Here is a 17,080-nt window from a genome sequence, read left to right on the forward strand (position 1 = left end):
CCGAGTGATGCGCCGCAAGCCAGGGCAGAAACCGCACAGGCGTCTGGTACGGGTCCATGATCTGCGCATAAGGCACTGGCAAATCATCCGACATTCCCGCAGCCAAAGCATACTCAAATGCCCCGGAAGAGGATGGGAGAAGCGGTTTTACCTCAGCCATCATCTTCTCCACTGCGAGCTTGCCGCAAGGATTCAGCGATAGCTGAAACATTCAGTTTCGGAGCCGAAGAAATGTTGATCACAGACGTAATTGATTGCTGGGTGCGAGCAGAAGCAGCAAAATGCAGCAACCGAAGGAACGCGGCATCATTCTCCATATCTTCCAAAAGCTCCAAATCCTCGCCTGATAGACGAATGAGCTCTATCTGTTGGGCATATCGTTCAGCCATGCGCTTCACAGCAGAGAGATCAGCAAGCTGCTGCTCCAGGCTGTATTCTGGCTCAGCACTCATGTTCGCACCTCCGGCGTAATCGTCAGGCCAGTCATCACCGGCACTTTGTAGGGATCAGGGAATATCGAGACCGGCGACAGGTCACGCACCCGAATGACATTCGAGCCATAGGCGCTACCCGCCAGCAAACCGTCTGGGATTTCGCCGCCGATGATGGTGCGTGACAGTGCGGCCGCACGCACCCGCGCCTCCGCTTCCGCCACCAGAACCGAGGGAGCCGGACCCATGCCCGGAACCTCAATCACCAGCGAGACGGTATATTCCACCCGCGTGGCAGCCAGCACCGAAACGGCAACGCCCTCCGGTACTCGGTTGACCGAGCGAACCGCGCTCCGAACCGTCGCCAGCTCCTCAGACGTGGGCACTCGCCCCGATGGGCCGATGATAATAACATCCGTATCGCCACGCCGACCGTGAACATCAAACCCGTTCACCCGCGCATCCCAAAGACCAAGCGCCTTGTCTTCGGACTGAGGCCATGCGCCCCAGGCATCGAAAAGATATCGTCCGGCAGAACCGGCAGCAGGGGCGTCAAACGAGAGCAGATATCGCTGCAACAGCGACGCATCGCCTTCCAGTATGGCGGGAGCGTTCGCCGTTGCCTCAACGATCGTTAGCCGCTCAATATTGCGGCCAGCCACCAGGGCATCGAGATTGCTGCCCGTCGAAAGTGGCGCCAGCAAAGCCTTCAGCGCATCGTTGACGCGGTTGCGATCGAGGTTTCGCAGATAGCGCCAGGCTCGCGCCACGACGATTGCCGGGTGCGTTTCAAGCTCCGCCTCTGTGAAGTCCTCCAGCGTCGGGTCCAGCTGCTGCTGGGCTGCCCATTCCAAAAGGAAACGGGCCTTGAAATCGGCCTGAAGCTGATCGAGCGAGACGGCTTCAATCGCCTGCGGCGCTGGCAGGCGCGACAGGTCGATCGCTGTTGGCGCATAGGTCATTGCAGCGTCACTCCGCCATTAAAGCCCAAGCCGAACGTTACGACACGCTCGACCGTGAAATCGCCAAGATGCCCGCGCGGGCGGAAATCGGCTTCGATGAGGAGGCCAGCCTGCCCCATTCGGAGCTTTTCAGCGGAACCCGTGACCAGCACGCGCCGGACCTTGAACCTCGGTTCCCACAGGTCGATTGCGGTGGCGATGAGCTGCTTCCAGGCGGCAAACAGGGCAGGCGTTACCGCCCGCCCCAGAAGCTCGACGACACCGCCGCCGAATTCCCGCAATAGCGGCACATCGCCCATGCGGGTCGAGAGGATGAAAATCACCGCCTGGGTGGCGCTATCGAGGTTGCTGATCCGCTTGCCGGTATGCCGGTCAATTCCCGCCATCGGGGGCTTCTGCCTTCGGCTTCGGGTCGATCAGACGTCCGAGCGAAAGATCATAGAGCGCCTCGGCAGGCGTCAGCTCCACCGTTTTTCCCTCGACCTTCTTGCCATTGATGAGGGTGACACCCTCGGACACCTGATAGGTGGTCACGCCGGTTCGTTCGCGGGCAGCGGGGGCTGCCACGGTTTTTTTCGCCATTGCTGGGCTCCTTCGAGTTAGTTGGACGGCACAGCCGTGTCTTCTACGCCCTTGCGCACACCGCCGTGGATGTGGGTCGAGCCGATGTTCTTGCCGTCATGGGTGACCTTGCCACCCTCAATCTTCATGCCAGCGCCGCTGATCGTGATCGTGACACCGCCTGCCTTGATGACCAGAGCACGATCCTTGATCGAGATCCGCACGCCCGCATCCTCGAAGACATTGGCCTCCAGATCGTCACTCGGCGTCTTGTGCTCATCCGAATAGCCGCCGCGCAGCAAAAAGCCCTGACGCGGATCGCCGCCCGGATTGATGGCCATGGCGATCTGGTTTTTCTTCAGCGGGATCGAGGTCTTGCCTGTTTCGGGATGCGGCAGCCAGGGCGAAAGCACCGGCTTGCCATCAGGACCGGGACCGAGATTGAGCCGGTAGCCCTTTGCCGCGTCCAGCTCCTCCACCGTGCCCACCTGCACCATGCGGGCGACGGTGTTTTTCAGCGCCTCCAGCTCCTGGCGCATTACGAGGATGTCGTTAATCACTGCCAAACTCCATGGGCTGCATGCCACGAACGTTCAAGCGGGCGTGCGTAAACGGCACCAGCTCATCAATATCCAGCGGGCCAAGGCCAATGGTTGCCATATCCTTGCGGGTGGCAAAAAGGCGCGATTGCAGTTTGCGCCATTCCGGCCAGTCTCGACCTTTGGCCAACAGCGCCCGCCAATCGGCTGCAAGCTCTGCATACTCCGGATCTGCCGCCATCAGGGCGAGCCCGCGCTCGATCGCCTCCGGAAGCTCATCACCGGGCAGTGGATCTGGCAGCACATCAAGATCGATCTGTACGAAGCGGGCGGCATGCTTGCGCTTGGTATCAGGATCAGCCGCTCGCGTATCCTTGACGCTATGGGTAGCCAGGACCAAATCGCGGAAAACCTCGGCCCACTCGCTTTCCGGCGTGTGCAGCACATGCCGCCACTGCCGGTCGAGAATATTGAGCGCGCCCTCCAGTGCGGCATCGGTTTCACCGATGCCCTGGCGGATGACCGTGCCATTATCATCCTTGACCTTGCGGGCCGTCACAACAGCCGTCTGGATCAGCACACTGAGTGAGGTGTCGCGTCCGAGCAGGCCAATACCGCCGGGGGTCTGGTCTGATTGATCCGCCGTTTCGACCGAAACGACGATGACAGGCACTGCCTGCTCTTCAGCGAGACCGGAAATCCGCTCCATGCGGCTATCAAAGACACAATCACCGGCCATGGTCTGGTCGCGCAGGGCCTCGACGATGGACAGCTGTATCAGCTGGCGCACAATGCTCATGGGTCAGATCCTCGACAGGTCACACACCACATTGCCGGGGTACGGCTCATAGGTGCGGTCAATGCGGTAATGCTCCACCGCCTTTGTAATGGGATGGGTGCGGGTGAGATGGCACCCGGTATCCGGGGGCCATATGAGATCAGCCTGGGCGAAAGACACGGTGCGATGGTCGCTCATGAATTTCGCGTGGCCGGGACGTTCGCGGCCACCGCCCAGCTGCTCAAGCTGCGGCTCGGCATCCATCCGCCCCTTCAAGGTCTGGGGCGCGCGATCGGGATCCGGCCGCATCCCCATTTTGCCCTCCTTCATGGCGGTGAGGGTCACTTCCTCGCCCATGCGCTCCCGCGTCATGGAAGGCAGGAAACCGCGAACGCTTTCCAGATCCATGGTGGTTCAAGGCTGCTGCTGAGAGGCTTCCGCCTTCAGCTCATCGACCGTGGCGGTGAGCAGAGCATCCCGGTCTGCTTGCGGCAAAGCGTTCCAGTCCTCAATCGAAAGGCCGGATTTCTCATGTGCCTTTGCGACGATCTCGCCAAGCGGCACGCTCTTGCCCGGTGCGATCTCCACCTGATCGGGCAGGATGTTGGAGCCGATGAGGGTCACGATGCCAGGATCCGGCTGATCTGGCGTTGGAGCAGCAGCAGGAGCCGGCTCTTTCGACTTTGGCGTCGAGCGGTTGTTCGTGGAAGCCTTGGGCTTTTCGACAACAGCTGATGGCAACTCTGCCGGGATCGCAATCCGATCCTGAATAAGGCTTTTGCCGTAGAATTCTGGAACCTCGATCGGCTCGCGCGCATCGCAGTGCCGATCCTTTGCAAGGTTCAGGATTGCGGCAGGAATAATTCCGCCTTGCAGGAAGGCGATGGTCATTTTCTTGGAAGCCATGGTGTGATCCTTACCGTTGGCATACTTGCAAATAGACATCAGGATGCCGCGAGAGGGGCGGCATCCTGATGCTCACAAGCGCCATTCAGGCGAGAGTGAGTTTGCGCAAAACCTGCGGGCGGGTGCAGAGCGAAATGGCGTTCATCTGAACTTCCAAGTCGTAGCCCTTGCCGTTCCGCATCTCGATCAACTTCGCATAGAAGGGCAGGCCCGGCGTGTTGACGGTCTCGTTGTAGTCAGCCGGTGCGAAGCGCGTGATGAACAGGCCAGGAACACCCTTCGGAATGACGCGCGCTTCGTCCGATGCGAAATAAGGGGAGCCGAGATCCGCCGTGGCCTTCGCGCCGGTTCTGTACCGCTCCCAGGTCGCGCCACCCCACTCGAAAACGTCAGGTACATCCTGGCGCAGTACTGCGGCTCCGTTGTTGTACAAGAATGTTTCGCGCACGGACTTGTGTCGCCACAGGGCTCGATGAAAATCGCGCCCGGTCCAGACATGCAGGCCGTCATAAGGCTCATCAAGGGAATCCTCGATCGAGTAAATGACGTCCTGAAACCTGTCACTGACTTGGGTGCTTTCTGTCGACAACTGCATCGAGACCGGGGCCGGAACCGCAATGCCAAAAGCATTGTAGCAATTGGCCAGGATCTTGCCGTTCTTCGAAAGAATGACACCTTTGACACCGCCGACGCGCTGGTGTTCCAACGTCATCGAGAGGTCCGCCGCGTGGCGCTGCGCCTTGCGATTGACGCGGCGCGTGACGGTTTCAAGCGTGCTTTCAGTACCGAACTCGCGCACGTTCTGGACCTCATCTGCCAGAACGGAATCGTCACGCTGGTAATGTGGAACCTCAACCGCGATCTTGGTGCGATCGTCGTCGCCGGTCGTTTCACCAGCACCGCCGCGTGCAGTCGGCTCAACAAGAGCAAGTTTGCCGTCGCGCAGCTCAACAGAAATCATTGTCGTGCTGACGCTGTCTTCCTCGAAGATACCGCTCGCAGAAACTTGGCCGGGACGGTAGGGCACGGAGTTGACGGCGGCTGTCATGCTTTCCAGGCTGAAGGGGTCGCCGGTATGAACATTCACTGTGGACATTGAAGCGGTCTCCTTATCGAGCCTTGATGTTGACGGCGCGCAGCTGGGTCAGCTTTGCCGTTTGTTTGGTGGCATCATCGACGCTCGCGTCGAAGATCAGCATCGGGCGCTTGACCTCGGCATCGTTGGCGATGATGACGGCAGGTACATCGTCGTTGGTTGCGTCGACCTCGTAGCCGAGGATTGCGATGGCCGTTTCCGCGCCTTCCTTGCCTGCAACCTGTGCAGCGGGTGATGGAACGAACTTGCCGGATGCAGTGATCTTGCCGAGCACTGTACCAGCCTTCACCTTGCCGGACCCAGCGAGGATCACGACGGTGTCTCGCGAGAGGTAGCCGTTTGCTTCCGTCAGAAGAAACGCGAGATCGCGGGGGGTTTCCGTGAATTTGCTCTGCATTGCTTACGCTCCCTTCAAAGCGTTGCGGCGCATTTCGAAGATGCTGGATGCAGAGATCTTCGGTTGTGCGGAGTTAGCTGAGGTGCCGCCCGGCTGTGCCAGTGCCGCCGCATTGAGGCGCTGCTGCTCGTAGGATACGGCTGGCGCTGTTTTTGCTGCCGGGGCAGGAGCCGGAGGCGGTGGATCGCTTGCAGGTGCGCTGGAATTCGCGCCTGCCGCAGGAACATGGGTTGCCACAAAGCTGACGACTGCATCCGCTGTCATGCCAGGGGCGCTTGCAGCAAGATCGAAAGCGGCGCTCATGCGGCCTGCATCCCCCTTGATGCCGTCTGCGGTGAAGACTGTCATCAAGCGATCGGTTGCGGCCTGTGCGCCATCCTGACCACCGGGGGCGGCGGCGCTGGGTGTTGTTGCGGGCGAGGCAGGAGATGCCGCGCCGGTCAAAGTCTGGATACCAGACATGATACCTCCGGGGGAGTTTGCCTCGGCTTGAGGCGGTTCGGAAATGGACGCGTTGGCGTCCGGCTCACCTTCGATCTGTTCGAGGGCATGGGTTTGCGCTCCGGAGCCAACGGCAAGCCGGATTGCAGAGAGAAGACGGGCCATGGGGTTAGCTCCTGTTGACTTCGTTGACGAAGGCTTCGAACGCCTCCAGCGGATCCGCGATCGCATCGACCAGACCGAGCGAAAGCGCCTCGCTTGCGTTGTAGACATCGGCTTCGGTGGCGAGCGCCTTTGCCTTGGTGATGCGCCCGCGCCGCCCTGTGGCAACCGTTTGCGCGAACTCCAGCCGCATGGCATCGGCCATTGCCTGCCAGCGGGTCGCCACAGCATCGGGCAAGGCCTCGTAGGGATTGCCATCGGCCTTCTTCTTGCCTGCCCGGATGATGGTGAGGCGGATGCCCTCATTCTCAAGCGCCTGGCTGTAATCGGCGTGGATCATGATCACGCCGATCGAGCCTGCGCCGCCAAAGCGCGGCATGATCACGCTGCGCGCCTGAGACGCGAGCAGATAACCAGCCGAATAGGCAAAATCCGTCAGGATCGAGATTGTGGGCTTTTCCGCAGAAAGGCGCGCAATGTCTCTGGCCGTTTCAAAACCGCCATTGACCTCGCCGCCATAGCTATCGGTTTCGAAGGCGACGCCTTTGACCTCTTTCGACTGACGGGCCAGGGCGATCTGCGCCTGAAGGCCTTGATAGGAGGTCTCGCCGGAATAGCTGCCCACCCAGCCGCCTTTATGGACCAGCGTGCCCTCGATCGGGATGATCGCGACACTGCCGACCATATCGAAGGGCAGCAGGTTGTTGGCTGCGAAGCGCCTTTCCATTCGGTTGCCGACCTTGCCGGCAAGCGGTCGACCATTGGCACCGGCCACATGATCCACCGCACCGGCCGCATTGGTGACCACGATGGTATCGCCAGCAATGCGGCTGCCGAGGCCATGTAGAAAAGCCGCGGCCTTTCGTTCGTCATACATCAGCGGGGTGTTGAACACCCGCTGCGAGACCTGCGCATATCTAAAGCTCATGGCCTGTCCTCAATAGCGGAATTTCCAGCGTCGGCCACAGGTGCGAGTGCCCTGCTTTTCCGCGCAGAGGCGCTCGTATCGCTGGATTTCCTGCTCCAGCAGCGCCGGTTTTGCGGGGGTAAACCGCACGCTTTCCTGCGTGGCGGTGGACTTGATCGAGAACTCCTCGACGTTTTCGCCCGCTGCCAGTTTGGTTTTGACCAGGCGCAGCGCAGCAAGCACCTGGCACGGGTCATCGACATCGACGGGAGCGCCGCCGATTTTCTGCATGTTTGCCATGGTGGATCAGGCTTTCTGCTTTTGCCGTTGGTTGTCGTTCTGCTGTGTCGCGGAGGGCCTGCTGCCAAACCCGCGTTCAAACGGGCTTTGCATACCTGCCTCCTTGTAGCGGGCATCCCAGCGGGCGCGGCTTTCGAAGACTTCTTCCGGATCCTGCCCCAGCTCGGCGCATTCGGCTTCCAGCGTCGAGGTGCCGTTTGCCAGCCGTTCACTGGCCGCATTCGCCCGCTTTTCGTCGTCTGCCGTGGGCTTTGATGGCCCGTGGCAGATAGCGTACTGGATCGCATTGCGGTTTGCCCGATAGACATCCGCGCCGCCCTTGAACGGTATCTCGCCTTCCTCGATCATTTCATCGAGCCAACTTTCATAAGGCAGCAGCACATGGGGTGCCGCGATACGATCCGTCCTGCGCTGCGCGATCGGCCAGAGCGACGAATTTTCCATGTTCGTTGAGGCGTAGCTCGCATCAGTATAGTCGAGGGTGTAACCGCCATAGGACATGCTGAGCGCACGGGCGACTTCCCGATCGAGCTTGGCGAGGAAAGCCTTTGTATCTGGGCCTACGCCGCTGATGTTCTTGAATTCAAGATCTTCACCAGGCGCGAGGTGAGACACGCCGGAAAAGCCAGGCCCCATCTTGATTTCCGATTCCGCAGCACGATCGAGCTGGGCCTTGAAGTAGTCAAGCACATCGCCCGCCACCTCCTTGGCGCTGGTTGCACCAAGGCTATCGAGGTTTTCCAGAAACTCGAAAGCCTCTGCGCTGGGCTTCTCGCTCTTGATGATGATCGAATAGATCGTCTGCAAAAACAGAAGCTGCGCGGTCGCATCATCAGAATTTTCCGCCATCAGGAACTTGCGGAACGTTGGCGCTAGCGGCGAGATGCCGCGTACATCCTCCGCCGTAAAGGGGTCGAAAGCATGCATGAACATGGGGCGGCCTTCGATATCGCGGGCAGCATAGTCCCGCTTGATCGTCAGACCGTCGCGGCGCTCTTCGCAGCGATAGGCAATCGGGCGGTGATAGGCATCATGCACCACGCCCTGGTAAAGCCCCTCGATCTCATTGGTGTCCTGCACCAGTTTTGACGGGGTGAACACCAGAAACTTTGTGCCGGTGCGGGTGCCAGGCAGGCGCTGGCTGCGGGGCAGGTAGACGATGACGCCCGTGCTTTCGCCAAAGGCCAGCCAGTTGCGCAGGCCAATGTCAGTCTGCTGCGGATTGGTGAGCTTTGCCCGCAGATCGCATTCCAGCGGGTTCCACGCCCAGACTTTGTGCTTGGCCTTGACCAGCCGCACCCATTCGATTGCCTCCTTCTGGGAGTAACCGAAGCGAGTCAGATCCGGCTTCGGGTTGAGCGCCAGTTCGACGCCCACCGTATCGGCCAGGATCTGATCTGCAGCACCGCGCAGTTTGCCGCTGTTTTGCAACATGTCCATGGCCAGCCCGGCCGCGCGGGTCCACACCCGGCGAATTTCGTCGCGGTGCTCGCGCAGCGAGGCTGGCCGGGCTGCGATCACGCCCGATTGCGTGTCGCGCATATACGCCGCACGGGCGCGCGGCTGCGACGGCAGGCCCTGCGGCCGGACGGATGGCGCGGGAGATGACCCGGCTTTGACCCGAACGCGTTGCTTTTCCGTCATTTGCGTTTCTTCCACCTGTTTTCACGTTTCGCCGGGGCAGGTTTGCCCGGCTGCTGCTGCACCGGCAGCGGTGCTGCTGTGGGGTCTGCCTTGGCGGCAAAGCCGAAGAGACCTTCCTCGAAATCGAGCTGGGCCTCTGGCATCGGGCTTTCCCGCTCTGCCTCAAGACGATCCCAGATCGCGTCCGGCATATCGCGAATGCCGTAGAGGATAGCTGCGACCTCGGCCTGGTTCATGGTGTCGAGAGCTTCGTTGGCTTGCGCCGCATCCTTCTCCCATTTGTATTCGGTGTGGCCGTCTTTCCGTTTCTTCGGCACGCGCCGCTCGGCGGTAAGCATCCGGAAATATTCGTCGTCCAGCCCTGTGGGGAACCCGACGAAGCCGCGCTCCAGCGGGTCGATTTTCCCAACATTGCGGTACAGCGCCATTTTCAGCACCGAGCCGTTGAAGGTGTAGAAACGGCGCGAATACTTGTTCACCTTGCCGGTGCGGTGGTTACGCTCCTTCTTGACCCGCTGGGTCAGCGGGGCCAGATCGCTATTGGCACCACGCACCATGACCAGCTTGCTGGCTGGATGACGCCGAACCCATTCCCACACCTCTTCGGTGAAGGCGTTACCGTCGATCGCCACACGATCGAGGCCAATCGGTCGGCCGACGCTGTTCTTCCAGGTCTGGTAGATCAACGCATCGAGCCGCTCCTGGCAGACCGGGTCCGAGATGTGGCCGGGAATGACGAAGTAATCGACCACGAAGCGACGGAAGTCGCGTCCGAAGGCCACGATCTGGCATTCGACGCGGTCGATCTGGCAGTCGATCCCCAGAGTGAGCACCAGACCACCGAGCGGTATCCTGCCCTTGGCATAATCCGACTTGGCGGCACGATCGCGCAGCGTCTCCCAGGGCGGAGCCTCGCCCGCTGTGACATAGGCCCGCCCGACCGTGTCGTTCAGGAATGTCTGCTCGGATGCAGGATCTCCCTTCGCGCTCAGCCACTCGCGGGCGATACGTTCCCAGCTCTGCAGGGCCGAGATGACCGACCACAGATAAAACGATCGATGCTGGCGCTTGGCTTTCGGATTGTGCGCACGCCACTCACCGGCACGCGCCATTTTTACGCGATGATGCTCCTCGATCTCGGTCCCGCATTCGATGCAGGTGAAATGCGCCTTTTCCGGATGGGCTTCATCCAGATTGGCGAGCATGTTTTCCCATTCCAGCGTCTGCATGTGCCCGCAATGGGGGCAAGGCACATAGAGGTGTTCCTGGCTGCCATCCTCGAAGCTGCGTGTGATGCGGCAGCCCGGCATGACCAGTGGTGTCGAGATCTTGAACACCTTCGCGAACTCGTAAGCCCGCGAGCGACTGTCGGCTTGTGTTTCCGGATCACCCGCCGAGTTGTTCTCGAATTTCGAGAGATCGTCCTGCACCTGCCGGGGCACGGACACCTGGTCGATCGGCGCGTTTGCGCCCATGATCAGCATCGCACCACGGCCATCCGCCCGCTCCTTGTAGAGCAGGCTGTCGTGACCATCCCGGCTTTTCATCGGAAAGGCTTTGGCAAGTGAAGACGTGTTGCGCAGCATGGGCGCAAGTTTCATCTTCGACCAGTTTTCCGCCTTGGTGACAGTCGGCCAGACATACAGGAGGTCGCCGGGGTCCATGGCCAGCGAGCCGAGGGTGAAAATGTTCGCCAGCACCGTGCCGCCAAGCTGCGCCGATTTCATCAGCGTCACAATGCGGCAGGGGTCAGAGGGCGAGAGCGCCTTCAGGATTTCGTTGAAATACGGAAAGTTATCCGGGTTGTAATCACCTGGGAACGGGCTTTCACGCTTCGAAAACTTGATGTTGTCGATGGCCCAGGCGAGGTAATCCACCTCGGCGGGGGGCTGCAGGACTTCAGCCATGACATCATAGGCCAGGCGTTCCGCATTGGCCGTGTGGACGATCATGGAGGTCATTCAGTTCAGGGTCTCCGCTTCTTCGACCTCAATGGCCGTTTCAATGGTTTCTGGCAGGTCCGCCATTTGCTTGCGGGCCTGTTTCGCCGCGTTCTCGCGCAGCTTTCGAAATTCCCGCTGCAGCAGGTGCAGCACATCGCGCTGCGGAATCTTGAATTCCTCGGCCATCGCGTTGGCGATTTCCGGCATGCCGCCCTCGAAGGTGAGAACGATCTTGGTGGCGAGCTGCACCATGGAGGCGCGAGAGGCCTCCGTTTCCGTCAGCGTGCCCGCCGCCTTCATGTCGGTAATGGCCGCGTTGCGGTTGATGCGCTGCAGCTGCTCAAGCTTTTGCTGCTTGATCTCTAAGTCCAGCTCTTTCGGCTTTGGCTGCGATCCATCCGCCTCGCTGCGCCCGCGATAGGTGCCAAGTGGTCCAAGCCGCGCCGCTGGATCTTCGTCCAGGCGCGTGTCGAGCCCGTTGCCCATACGTTGGCCGATGTCGAGGCCCATGCGCAGATCCGCCTTGGCACGCTCAACGATGATGCGGGCATTGCGGCCATGGCCGTGCAGCGAGGCGGCGGAAATCTTGCCCTCCGCCAAGTATTGGCTCACGCGACCGGGCGAGACGCCGATCAGTGCCGCGAATTCGCCCTTGGTAACAGAGGCTTCCATCCGACTTTACCGATCTTGTTTAGGTTTTTAGCCGGTCTTTAGAATTTTAGGCTTCGTTTTTAGCCTCAGACTGGCGAGATTTCGGGCCGTTCTCCGGCCGCAGGGGGTCGGAAAGGGGTACGGTCCCTAACCCAGGGGGGGTGCATAAGGCATGCCTAATGCAATTATAACATGCAACCAATAGGCGCGTCAACAGAAAAATGCAACTAAAGCAATTTTTTTCTGTTGAGGCCACACTCAATCGAAGAAGCCGGGCACCAGCCGCTCGATCTCGTGGATCACACGCGGCGGCAGATCCGTCTCGACCACAGCCGTGAAGGCCCTGGCCGTTTCGCCCTTGAGCATTTCCGCCGGGATGACGACGCCGGAATCGTTGAACTCTAAAGGCGTCCGCGCCTTACCCGCACGGTTGTAGACGTGCCCATGCAGAGCCGCTTCCTTCTTCGTCAACACCGTTGCCGCCGTTTTTCGCTCAGGGAACTTTCCGCCCTTGGTGAAACGACCGGGAAACAGTTTCCGAACGCCGAAAGGTGCAGCCGTCACACCAGCCCGCGTTTCGCGCGGCTTGAAATACTTGAGCGAAATGTCACCGCCCTTGGACGAAAGCGTATAGGTCAGCGATCCGCGACCCTCGGTAAACGTCTCGATGTCAGCGCCCGCTCCCCATGCCCGACCAGTTCGAACCGCCTTGCGGATCACTTTTTGCGAAAGCCCGGTCTGCTTTGCGAGAGCCCGAATGACACGAGTGCGCGCCTTGTCGCCGGTGTGATTGACGGCGCGCTGCAGCACCAGGTGCTTCGCATGGCTATCGAGCCGCTTGAGCGCGTTGTCCATTCGCTGGAGACCAGACACATCCGCCCACTTGATTTGCAGAGCCATGGTGACCTCACATTTGCGGGTGTGCCGCCATTACAGCGGCGGGTTTCATGGCCGCCTCCATCTCTAGAAACGACGAACCCGCCGAGCGATTTGCTGGCGGGTTCGGTTGGCCTTTTTTGGGATGTATAAACGCTATGTCAAGCGACCGTCGCAAAAAAGGGGTATTGGCGAGATTTTTTTATATCGATATTTCAAAGGGTTGAGCCATGTTTGCCGAAGTGTGCATTTTCGACCATGGCTCAAGATCTGCGTGAAAGGGCTGGATTCGATGGGCGGCGAGACGCGGTCTCAGATCATCTGCCAGCGCATCGAGTGCCGTCTGCCACATCTGCCATTCCAGGCGGGACAAAACATCGGTGCGCATGGAGTGGATCAACTCGAATTTGCGGTATGCGCCCTTGGCCGGACGCCGCTTGCGACGGTCAAAACCGTCCACCTCGCACCAGTAAGTGCGGCCAAAGCTGTCACGCGCCCGCTTGCGAACGAACCATTTCGGCTGTCCGTTACTGCTGACGATCGAATATTCCGGACGCGCCACCCGCCATTCCGGACCTTTACCCAGAAGCGCCGCCGAGATGATGATACCGATGGCGCGACGGCCTCGCATCATTTCCGGCGTTAAGCGTAGTTCCGACACAACGCTTTCTACCTCCAGCTCAATCAAGCCATATTCATCGTCGAGATCCGCAAAGGGCTGCCAATCTTCCGGCATATCGAACTCAAACCCTTCCAGACCACGAACGGCATCACCCACCAGCAGCGCATCCGGGTGAGGATCACCGTCTTCCACAAACCCCGGAATGACACCGTAGCTGTTAGGCGTCCGGTCAATCATCGTTCCAAGTTCCGCCATTCGTTCGGTAAAGCGCCACGCCGCAGAGAATGAGCCACTACCACCAGCATCCACCTTTCCCAGCTCGAAAGTGAAAGCCCATTTCAGCAAGTCCTCAATGGAGATGGATTTCATGGTGAAATTCCTTTTCAGATAGTTCTGAGAGTTTCAGGACGGTTGTCCTGATAGTTATTGTTATTGATTTCAGTGGGTTAGATAGTTCGGACAGTTTCGCAGGCTTTATGCCTGAATCTTTTCCCGCTCCCCCAAACCCCTTATGCAAAGGACGCGCGGAAACTATCCGAACTGTCAGCGCCTATTGTTTTTGCTCACCAATTCCGCTCCGAACTATCCGATGAACTATCAGCGCAACTGTCCGGAACTGTCAGACAGTTGCGAGGAAAACGGACAGTTTCGACAAAGCCCGAAAAGGGGCGCGGGGGTGCGGGCATCACAGGAAGCCCTCCGGAATGTCCTCATAGGGTGGCGCTGCGAACCTTCCTGGCGGCGGATCGGAGACTGCCGGGCGTGCAGCGGGCACATTGACCAGGCGAATGCCACGATAATTGACAAGGCCACTCTGTCTGTCCTTGTCGAATTTGCGGCCCATCTCGCGCCCGAATGAAGTCCAGTTCATGGGCTTGCCGCCCTGGTCGAGCGTGAAAAGCTCATACGCTCGGTAAAGATCCTTGCCGGTAATAGCAGGCGCGTCCGGGTCTTTCTGGATGCAGCGGGCAACAAACGCAGCCGTCCGATCCATGTCGTCCCGATATTCCTGCGTAGCTTGTTTGACGGCCTCGGGAATGACCAAACCCTCGCGCAGGTAGATCTGCACACCCTCGATCAGCCAGTTCAGAATGCCGGGATATTCCGGCACGAAGGACGCAACGACCTCCTGAAATTCGCGCCGATCCTCCACCGCGATCTGCTTCGGCCAATGGATGACGGCCATGCGCCGCCAGATCCCGTCATCTGTACCGGTGATCTTCGGATAGCCGTTACCGGACATCATGGCGATGAATTTCGGCTCAAAATCCATGTAACCGGAGAACAGGTTGCGGGCTGTAATGCCTTCGCCACCCGTCAATTCCTTGACGAGGTTTTCTCGCAGCGGCTCACCTTCCGGCAGCTCTTTGACGCGCAGCAGCCGCTTGCCGTAGAGGCGCACGATGTCAGGGCTTGCACCGCCAGATGAGCCGCCCTCGCCCATGATACTGGTGGCGGGCAGCGTCACGGCCGCATCGCCCATCATCCGGCAGAGCGTTTCCATGTAGACGGATTTTCCATTAGCCCCGCTGCCATAGTGGAAGAATAGAAACTGCACGGTGACGCCCAGCATGCCGAGGCCGGAACTGACCTGGACGAGCTTGCGCACCTCCGAATCCGGCAGTTTGCTATCTACAAAGGCCAACCAGTTGGGGCATGTCGCTTTGGCATCGTATTTGACCGGAACGACAGAGGTGATGAAATCCTCGCGCCGGTGGCCCTTGACCACATCGAGGTGAAACTCCTTGCAGTATTCGATAAACGGCGGTGCGTCTGGGGTTTCCTCCACGCTTTTGTGGCGCGGGTTTGGCTTTTTTGCCGTCACGCGGCGAAAGGTCAGCGTGGCGTTTTTGACCGCAACAGTCCATTTGTCAGCGTTGAAATCATCCGGCTTGCGCATGATGTGCGGCGCGATGCAGGACAGCATGGCATTGAGCCGCGCAACGTTCTTCGAGCTGACACCATGATCAAGCCGCCGTTTCACGGCCTTTGCATGCGCTTCCGTCACCTTCTCAGCGGCAACGATGAGCCGCTTTTCCTGAGCCGATCGCTCTTCTTCCTTCTTCTTGAGGGCCTCATCCGCCAGATCCAGCAGCGCCTGCTGGCTCTCCGTGGGTTTGATATACAGCGCCTCTTCGGCAATGCGATCACCCAGCTTTTGCGCAATCGCCAAGGCACGCGGCTTTCCATTAGCCACATCCCAATGGGTGCCAGCCCAGACGCCAAACAGCGGCTCCTTTGATTTCTCTTCCGCCACGACGACCAGGTCATCGCCAAAGTGCAGCTTAAGGCGGCGGGCATTATCCGTGTCGGAGTGATCCAGCTCGGCGCAAAATTCCACCACAGCCGGGTCGGCCAGCGTTTCCGTTTCGCTGGCGGCGGGGTCATCATCCGCCTCTTTCGGCTTGTATCCTTCCCGCTGCGCCTCCGCCTGGCGCAGTACTTCCGCCACCGCTTCCGGTGGCCCTTGTGGCTTTTTCTTTTTTGTCATGCATCACCTGCTATCGCGGCGCTCAATGCGCCGGACCAATCCATGCCCTCCGGGGGCCACCAGATTTCGATGTCGAGATCGTCGCGCGCCAGCCGCGCCTTTGCCCTGGCCATGGCCGAGGCGGTCCAGATCCGCTCGCTGTCGCCATCGGCTGCCAGCACCAGCTCGCGCACATGCGCGGCCACTTGCAGCGCATCGTCGGGAGCTTGATCCTTTTTGGGTACAGGGCCGGGGATTGGCCGCTTTCGCGTGCCGCCATTGGCAAGGCGCGTGACGACGCTTTCGTGAGTAAATGCGGAATCGGGGTCGGCAGGCCCTGCCAGATTGCCGATATCGCCAGCCGAAAAGTAAAACGTATCGTCGCGAAAGCCCTCAGCGCCCGCCACCGCAATCACGTTTTCAATGCCCTCGCCACCCAGCCAGCGCGTGGCCTCTGGCTCACCCAGCAGCGGAATAAAGCCACCCGTCTTGTGGCCGCGCATCTTTTTCGTGGGCAGCCGCTCGTAGAAACCCGCCTCGATATCAACGGGGGTCGGGGTGCGATGGCGTCCGGCATTCGGCAGCAGTGGCTTGCCCGCCTTGGCACCCTCTTTCGAAAGCCCCCACAGCACAGGCCGGGAATTGCCCTTGCCATTGCGCAGATCTAGCCAGGTGATGTGACAGCCAATGATCCGGTAATCGGACGAGACGATCGGCGCAATCATGGCCGGGCCGGAATGAACCTCCAGCGGTTTTCCGCGCTCATCCTCGCCGTGGTAATAGCCGAAGGCCGAGCGGGCGCGCAGATTGACGAAAACGCCGTCCGGCACGGTGAAGCGGGTGCGGGCAAACAGATAATCGCGCAGATAATCCATGGCGCGCAGATTTTCCCGGCAATCCGTGGCGTTGATCCAGAAATTGCGGGCTTTTTCAATTTCCCGCTCACGGTAGAGGTTGCCCTCATCCTCGCGATCCTTGCGGTTTTGCGCGGCCTTTGCCTTGGCGGCATCGATCCGCTCAAGACGCGCTGCCCGCTCCTCTTCCGTTTCGCGCTCGCCTCCTGCCGGAATAGGCTCATCCAGCACGGCCGAGCAGGCTTCCAGAAATCCGGCACGGCTTTTGACATCGAGGTGCAGCATGTGGGCCGCAAGACCAATGCCATCGCGCCCGCCAGCACCGCAGCCACGGCAAAGCCAGACAGCTTTTTTCCGATTGACCGCAAAGCGATCATTGCCGCCACAGCGAGGGCATGGGCCTTCAAATTCCGGCTTGCCCTTCCGGGGTTCAGGTACCTTCAGGCGATCCACTGCTTCGGCAAATGAGACAGCCCGCGCCTGTTCAACGAATTCTGTGACCGCGTCAGACATTCAGGTTTCTCACCCTAAAAACTTCAG

General features: G+C 59.9%; 21 protein-coding genes. All 21 read right to left on the reverse strand.

The features are described from left to right. Positions 1-211: phage tail protein (locus tag E8M78_RS24080; protein ID WP_348640128.1), on the reverse strand; the 211-nt coding region annotated here is incomplete at its 3' end. After that, positions 153-452, reverse strand: coding sequence for a hypothetical protein (locus E8M78_RS19060; protein WP_137136554.1), 300 nt, complete (start codon positions 450-452; stop codon positions 153-155). The genes E8M78_RS19060 and E8M78_RS24080, both read right to left, overlap by 59 nt. Continuing rightward, entirely contained in the window at positions 449-1,393 is a 945-nt protein-coding gene (locus E8M78_RS19065; RefSeq protein ID WP_137136555.1) for a baseplate J/gp47 family protein, read from the reverse strand. The genes E8M78_RS19060 and E8M78_RS19065 overlap by 4 nt, the downstream gene beginning before the upstream one ends. Continuing rightward, on the reverse strand, positions 1,390-1,779 hold the full coding sequence (locus E8M78_RS19070) for a GPW/gp25 family protein (RefSeq protein WP_137136556.1): 390 nt from the start codon (positions 1,777-1,779) through the stop codon (positions 1,390-1,392). Before E8M78_RS19070 ends, E8M78_RS19065 begins: the two co-directional genes overlap by 4 nt. Next, on the reverse strand, positions 1,766-1,975 hold the full coding sequence (locus E8M78_RS19075) for a hypothetical protein (RefSeq protein ID WP_137136557.1): 210 nt from the start codon (positions 1,973-1,975) through the stop codon (positions 1,766-1,768). The genes E8M78_RS19070 and E8M78_RS19075 overlap by 14 nt, the downstream gene beginning before the upstream one ends. Positions 1,976-1,992: 17 nt before the next feature. Then, positions 1,993-2,514, reverse strand: a complete 522-nt coding sequence (locus E8M78_RS19080; RefSeq protein ID WP_137136558.1) for a baseplate assembly protein — start codon at positions 2,512-2,514, stop codon at positions 1,993-1,995. Next, positions 2,507-3,292 (reverse strand): hypothetical protein, encoded by a 786-nt coding sequence (locus E8M78_RS19085; protein WP_137136559.1) that lies wholly within the window; start codon positions 3,290-3,292, stop codon positions 2,507-2,509. The genes E8M78_RS19080 and E8M78_RS19085 overlap by 8 nt, the downstream gene beginning before the upstream one ends. Before the next feature lie 3 nt (positions 3,293-3,295). Further along, complete coding sequence (locus E8M78_RS19090) at positions 3,296-3,679, reverse strand: hypothetical protein (protein WP_137136560.1); 384 nt, start codon at positions 3,677-3,679, stop codon at positions 3,296-3,298. A 6-nt stretch (positions 3,680-3,685) separates the two neighbouring features. After that, positions 3,686-4,177, reverse strand: a complete 492-nt coding sequence (locus tag E8M78_RS19095) for a hypothetical protein (RefSeq protein WP_137136561.1) — start codon at positions 4,175-4,177, stop codon at positions 3,686-3,688. Between the two features lie 85 nt (positions 4,178-4,262). Next, the gene (locus E8M78_RS19100) at positions 4,263-5,273 is read right to left on the reverse strand and encodes a major capsid protein (RefSeq protein ID WP_137136562.1); all 1,011 of its coding nucleotides are present in this window, start codon (positions 5,271-5,273) and stop codon (positions 4,263-4,265) included. A 13-nt stretch (positions 5,274-5,286) separates the two neighbouring features. Continuing rightward, positions 5,287-5,670: a head decoration protein gene (locus tag E8M78_RS19105; RefSeq protein WP_137136563.1), complete on the reverse strand. Its 384-nt coding sequence runs from the start codon at positions 5,668-5,670 to the stop codon at positions 5,287-5,289. 3 nt (positions 5,671-5,673) lie between these two features. Further along, positions 5,674-6,276: a hypothetical protein gene (locus tag E8M78_RS19110; RefSeq protein WP_137136564.1), complete on the reverse strand. Its 603-nt coding sequence runs from the start codon at positions 6,274-6,276 to the stop codon at positions 5,674-5,676. A 4-nt stretch (positions 6,277-6,280) separates the two neighbouring features. Continuing rightward, entirely contained in the window at positions 6,281-7,201 is a 921-nt protein-coding gene (locus tag E8M78_RS19115; protein ID WP_137136565.1) for a S49 family peptidase, read from the reverse strand. A gap of 9 nt (positions 7,202-7,210) precedes the next feature. Next, positions 7,211-7,480: a hypothetical protein gene (locus tag E8M78_RS19120; protein ID WP_137136566.1), complete on the reverse strand. Its 270-nt coding sequence runs from the start codon at positions 7,478-7,480 to the stop codon at positions 7,211-7,213. Positions 7,481-7,486: 6 nt separating this feature from the next. Next, positions 7,487-9,124, reverse strand: coding sequence for a phage portal protein (locus tag E8M78_RS19125; protein WP_137136567.1), 1,638 nt, complete (start codon positions 9,122-9,124; stop codon positions 7,487-7,489). Next, positions 9,121-11,085, reverse strand: coding sequence for a terminase gpA endonuclease subunit (locus E8M78_RS19130; RefSeq protein ID WP_137136568.1), 1,965 nt, complete (start codon positions 11,083-11,085; stop codon positions 9,121-9,123). Before E8M78_RS19130 ends, E8M78_RS19125 begins: the two co-directional genes overlap by 4 nt. After that, positions 11,086-11,739 (reverse strand): hypothetical protein, encoded by a 654-nt coding sequence (locus E8M78_RS19135; RefSeq protein ID WP_137136569.1) that lies wholly within the window; start codon positions 11,737-11,739, stop codon positions 11,086-11,088. It lies immediately after the preceding gene. A 237-nt stretch (positions 11,740-11,976) separates the two neighbouring features. After that, positions 11,977-12,618 carry a hypothetical protein gene (locus E8M78_RS19140; RefSeq protein WP_137136570.1) on the reverse strand — a complete coding sequence of 214 codons (642 nt, stop codon included), beginning with the start codon at positions 12,616-12,618 and terminating at the stop codon, positions 11,977-11,979. Positions 12,619-12,796: 178 nt separating this feature from the next. Continuing rightward, positions 12,797-13,585, reverse strand: coding sequence for a hypothetical protein (locus tag E8M78_RS19145; RefSeq protein ID WP_137136571.1), 789 nt, complete (start codon positions 13,583-13,585; stop codon positions 12,797-12,799). Positions 13,586-13,901: 316 nt separating this feature from the next. Next, a complete protein-coding gene (locus E8M78_RS19150; protein WP_137136572.1) occupies positions 13,902-15,707 on the reverse strand; it encodes a DNA primase family protein in 1,806 nt (601 codons plus the stop codon). Further along, positions 15,704-17,053 carry a primase-helicase zinc-binding domain-containing protein gene (locus tag E8M78_RS19155; protein ID WP_137136573.1) on the reverse strand — a complete coding sequence of 450 codons (1,350 nt, stop codon included), beginning with the start codon at positions 17,051-17,053 and terminating at the stop codon, positions 15,704-15,706. Before E8M78_RS19155 ends, E8M78_RS19150 begins: the two co-directional genes overlap by 4 nt. Positions 17,054-17,080 lie beyond the last annotated feature (27 nt).

This window comes from Rhizobium sp. FKY42, from assembly GCF_005222835.1.
GTDB lineage: Bacteria > Pseudomonadota > Alphaproteobacteria > Rhizobiales > Rhizobiaceae > Neorhizobium.

Bases quoted from the DNA above. Each gene is read 5' to 3' on its own strand.
- E8M78_RS19060 (WP_137136554.1), bottom strand. From the start codon at position 452: ATGAGTGCTGAGCCAGAATACAGCCTGGAGCAGCAGCTTGCTGATCTC.
- E8M78_RS19065 (WP_137136555.1), bottom strand. From the start codon at position 1,393: ATGACCTATGCGCCAACAGCGATCGACCTGTCGCGCCTGCCAGCGCCG.
- E8M78_RS19070 (WP_137136556.1), bottom strand. From the start codon at position 1,779: ATGGCGGGAATTGACCGGCATACCGGCAAGCGGATCAGCAACCTCGAT.
- E8M78_RS19075 (WP_137136557.1), bottom strand. From the start codon at position 1,975: ATGGCGAAAAAAACCGTGGCAGCCCCCGCTGCCCGCGAACGAACCGGC.
- E8M78_RS19085 (WP_137136559.1), bottom strand. From the start codon at position 3,292: ATGAGCATTGTGCGCCAGCTGATACAGCTGTCCATCGTCGAGGCCCTG.
- E8M78_RS19090 (WP_137136560.1), bottom strand. From the start codon at position 3,679: ATGGATCTGGAAAGCGTTCGCGGTTTCCTGCCTTCCATGACGCGGGAG.
- E8M78_RS19095 (WP_137136561.1), bottom strand. From the start codon at position 4,177: ATGGCTTCCAAGAAAATGACCATCGCCTTCCTGCAAGGCGGAATTATT.
- E8M78_RS19100 (WP_137136562.1), bottom strand. From the start codon at position 5,273: ATGTCCACAGTGAATGTTCATACCGGCGACCCCTTCAGCCTGGAAAGC.
- E8M78_RS19105 (WP_137136563.1), bottom strand. From the start codon at position 5,670: ATGCAGAGCAAATTCACGGAAACCCCCCGCGATCTCGCGTTTCTTCTG.
- E8M78_RS19110 (WP_137136564.1), bottom strand. From the start codon at position 6,276: ATGGCCCGTCTTCTCTCTGCAATCCGGCTTGCCGTTGGCTCCGGAGCG.
- E8M78_RS19115 (WP_137136565.1), bottom strand. From the start codon at position 7,201: ATGAGCTTTAGATATGCGCAGGTCTCGCAGCGGGTGTTCAACACCCCG.
- E8M78_RS19120 (WP_137136566.1), bottom strand. From the start codon at position 7,480: ATGGCAAACATGCAGAAAATCGGCGGCGCTCCCGTCGATGTCGATGAC.
- E8M78_RS19125 (WP_137136567.1), bottom strand. From the start codon at position 9,124: ATGACGGAAAAGCAACGCGTTCGGGTCAAAGCCGGGTCATCTCCCGCG.
- E8M78_RS19130 (WP_137136568.1), bottom strand. From the start codon at position 11,085: ATGACCTCCATGATCGTCCACACGGCCAATGCGGAACGCCTGGCCTAT.
- E8M78_RS19135 (WP_137136569.1), bottom strand. From the start codon at position 11,739: ATGGAAGCCTCTGTTACCAAGGGCGAATTCGCGGCACTGATCGGCGTC.
- E8M78_RS19140 (WP_137136570.1), bottom strand. From the start codon at position 12,618: ATGGCTCTGCAAATCAAGTGGGCGGATGTGTCTGGTCTCCAGCGAATG.
- E8M78_RS19145 (WP_137136571.1), bottom strand. From the start codon at position 13,585: ATGAAATCCATCTCCATTGAGGACTTGCTGAAATGGGCTTTCACTTTC.
- E8M78_RS19150 (WP_137136572.1), bottom strand. From the start codon at position 15,707: ATGACAAAAAAGAAAAAGCCACAAGGGCCACCGGAAGCGGTGGCGGAA.
- E8M78_RS19155 (WP_137136573.1), bottom strand. From the start codon at position 17,053: ATGTCTGACGCGGTCACAGAATTCGTTGAACAGGCGCGGGCTGTCTCA.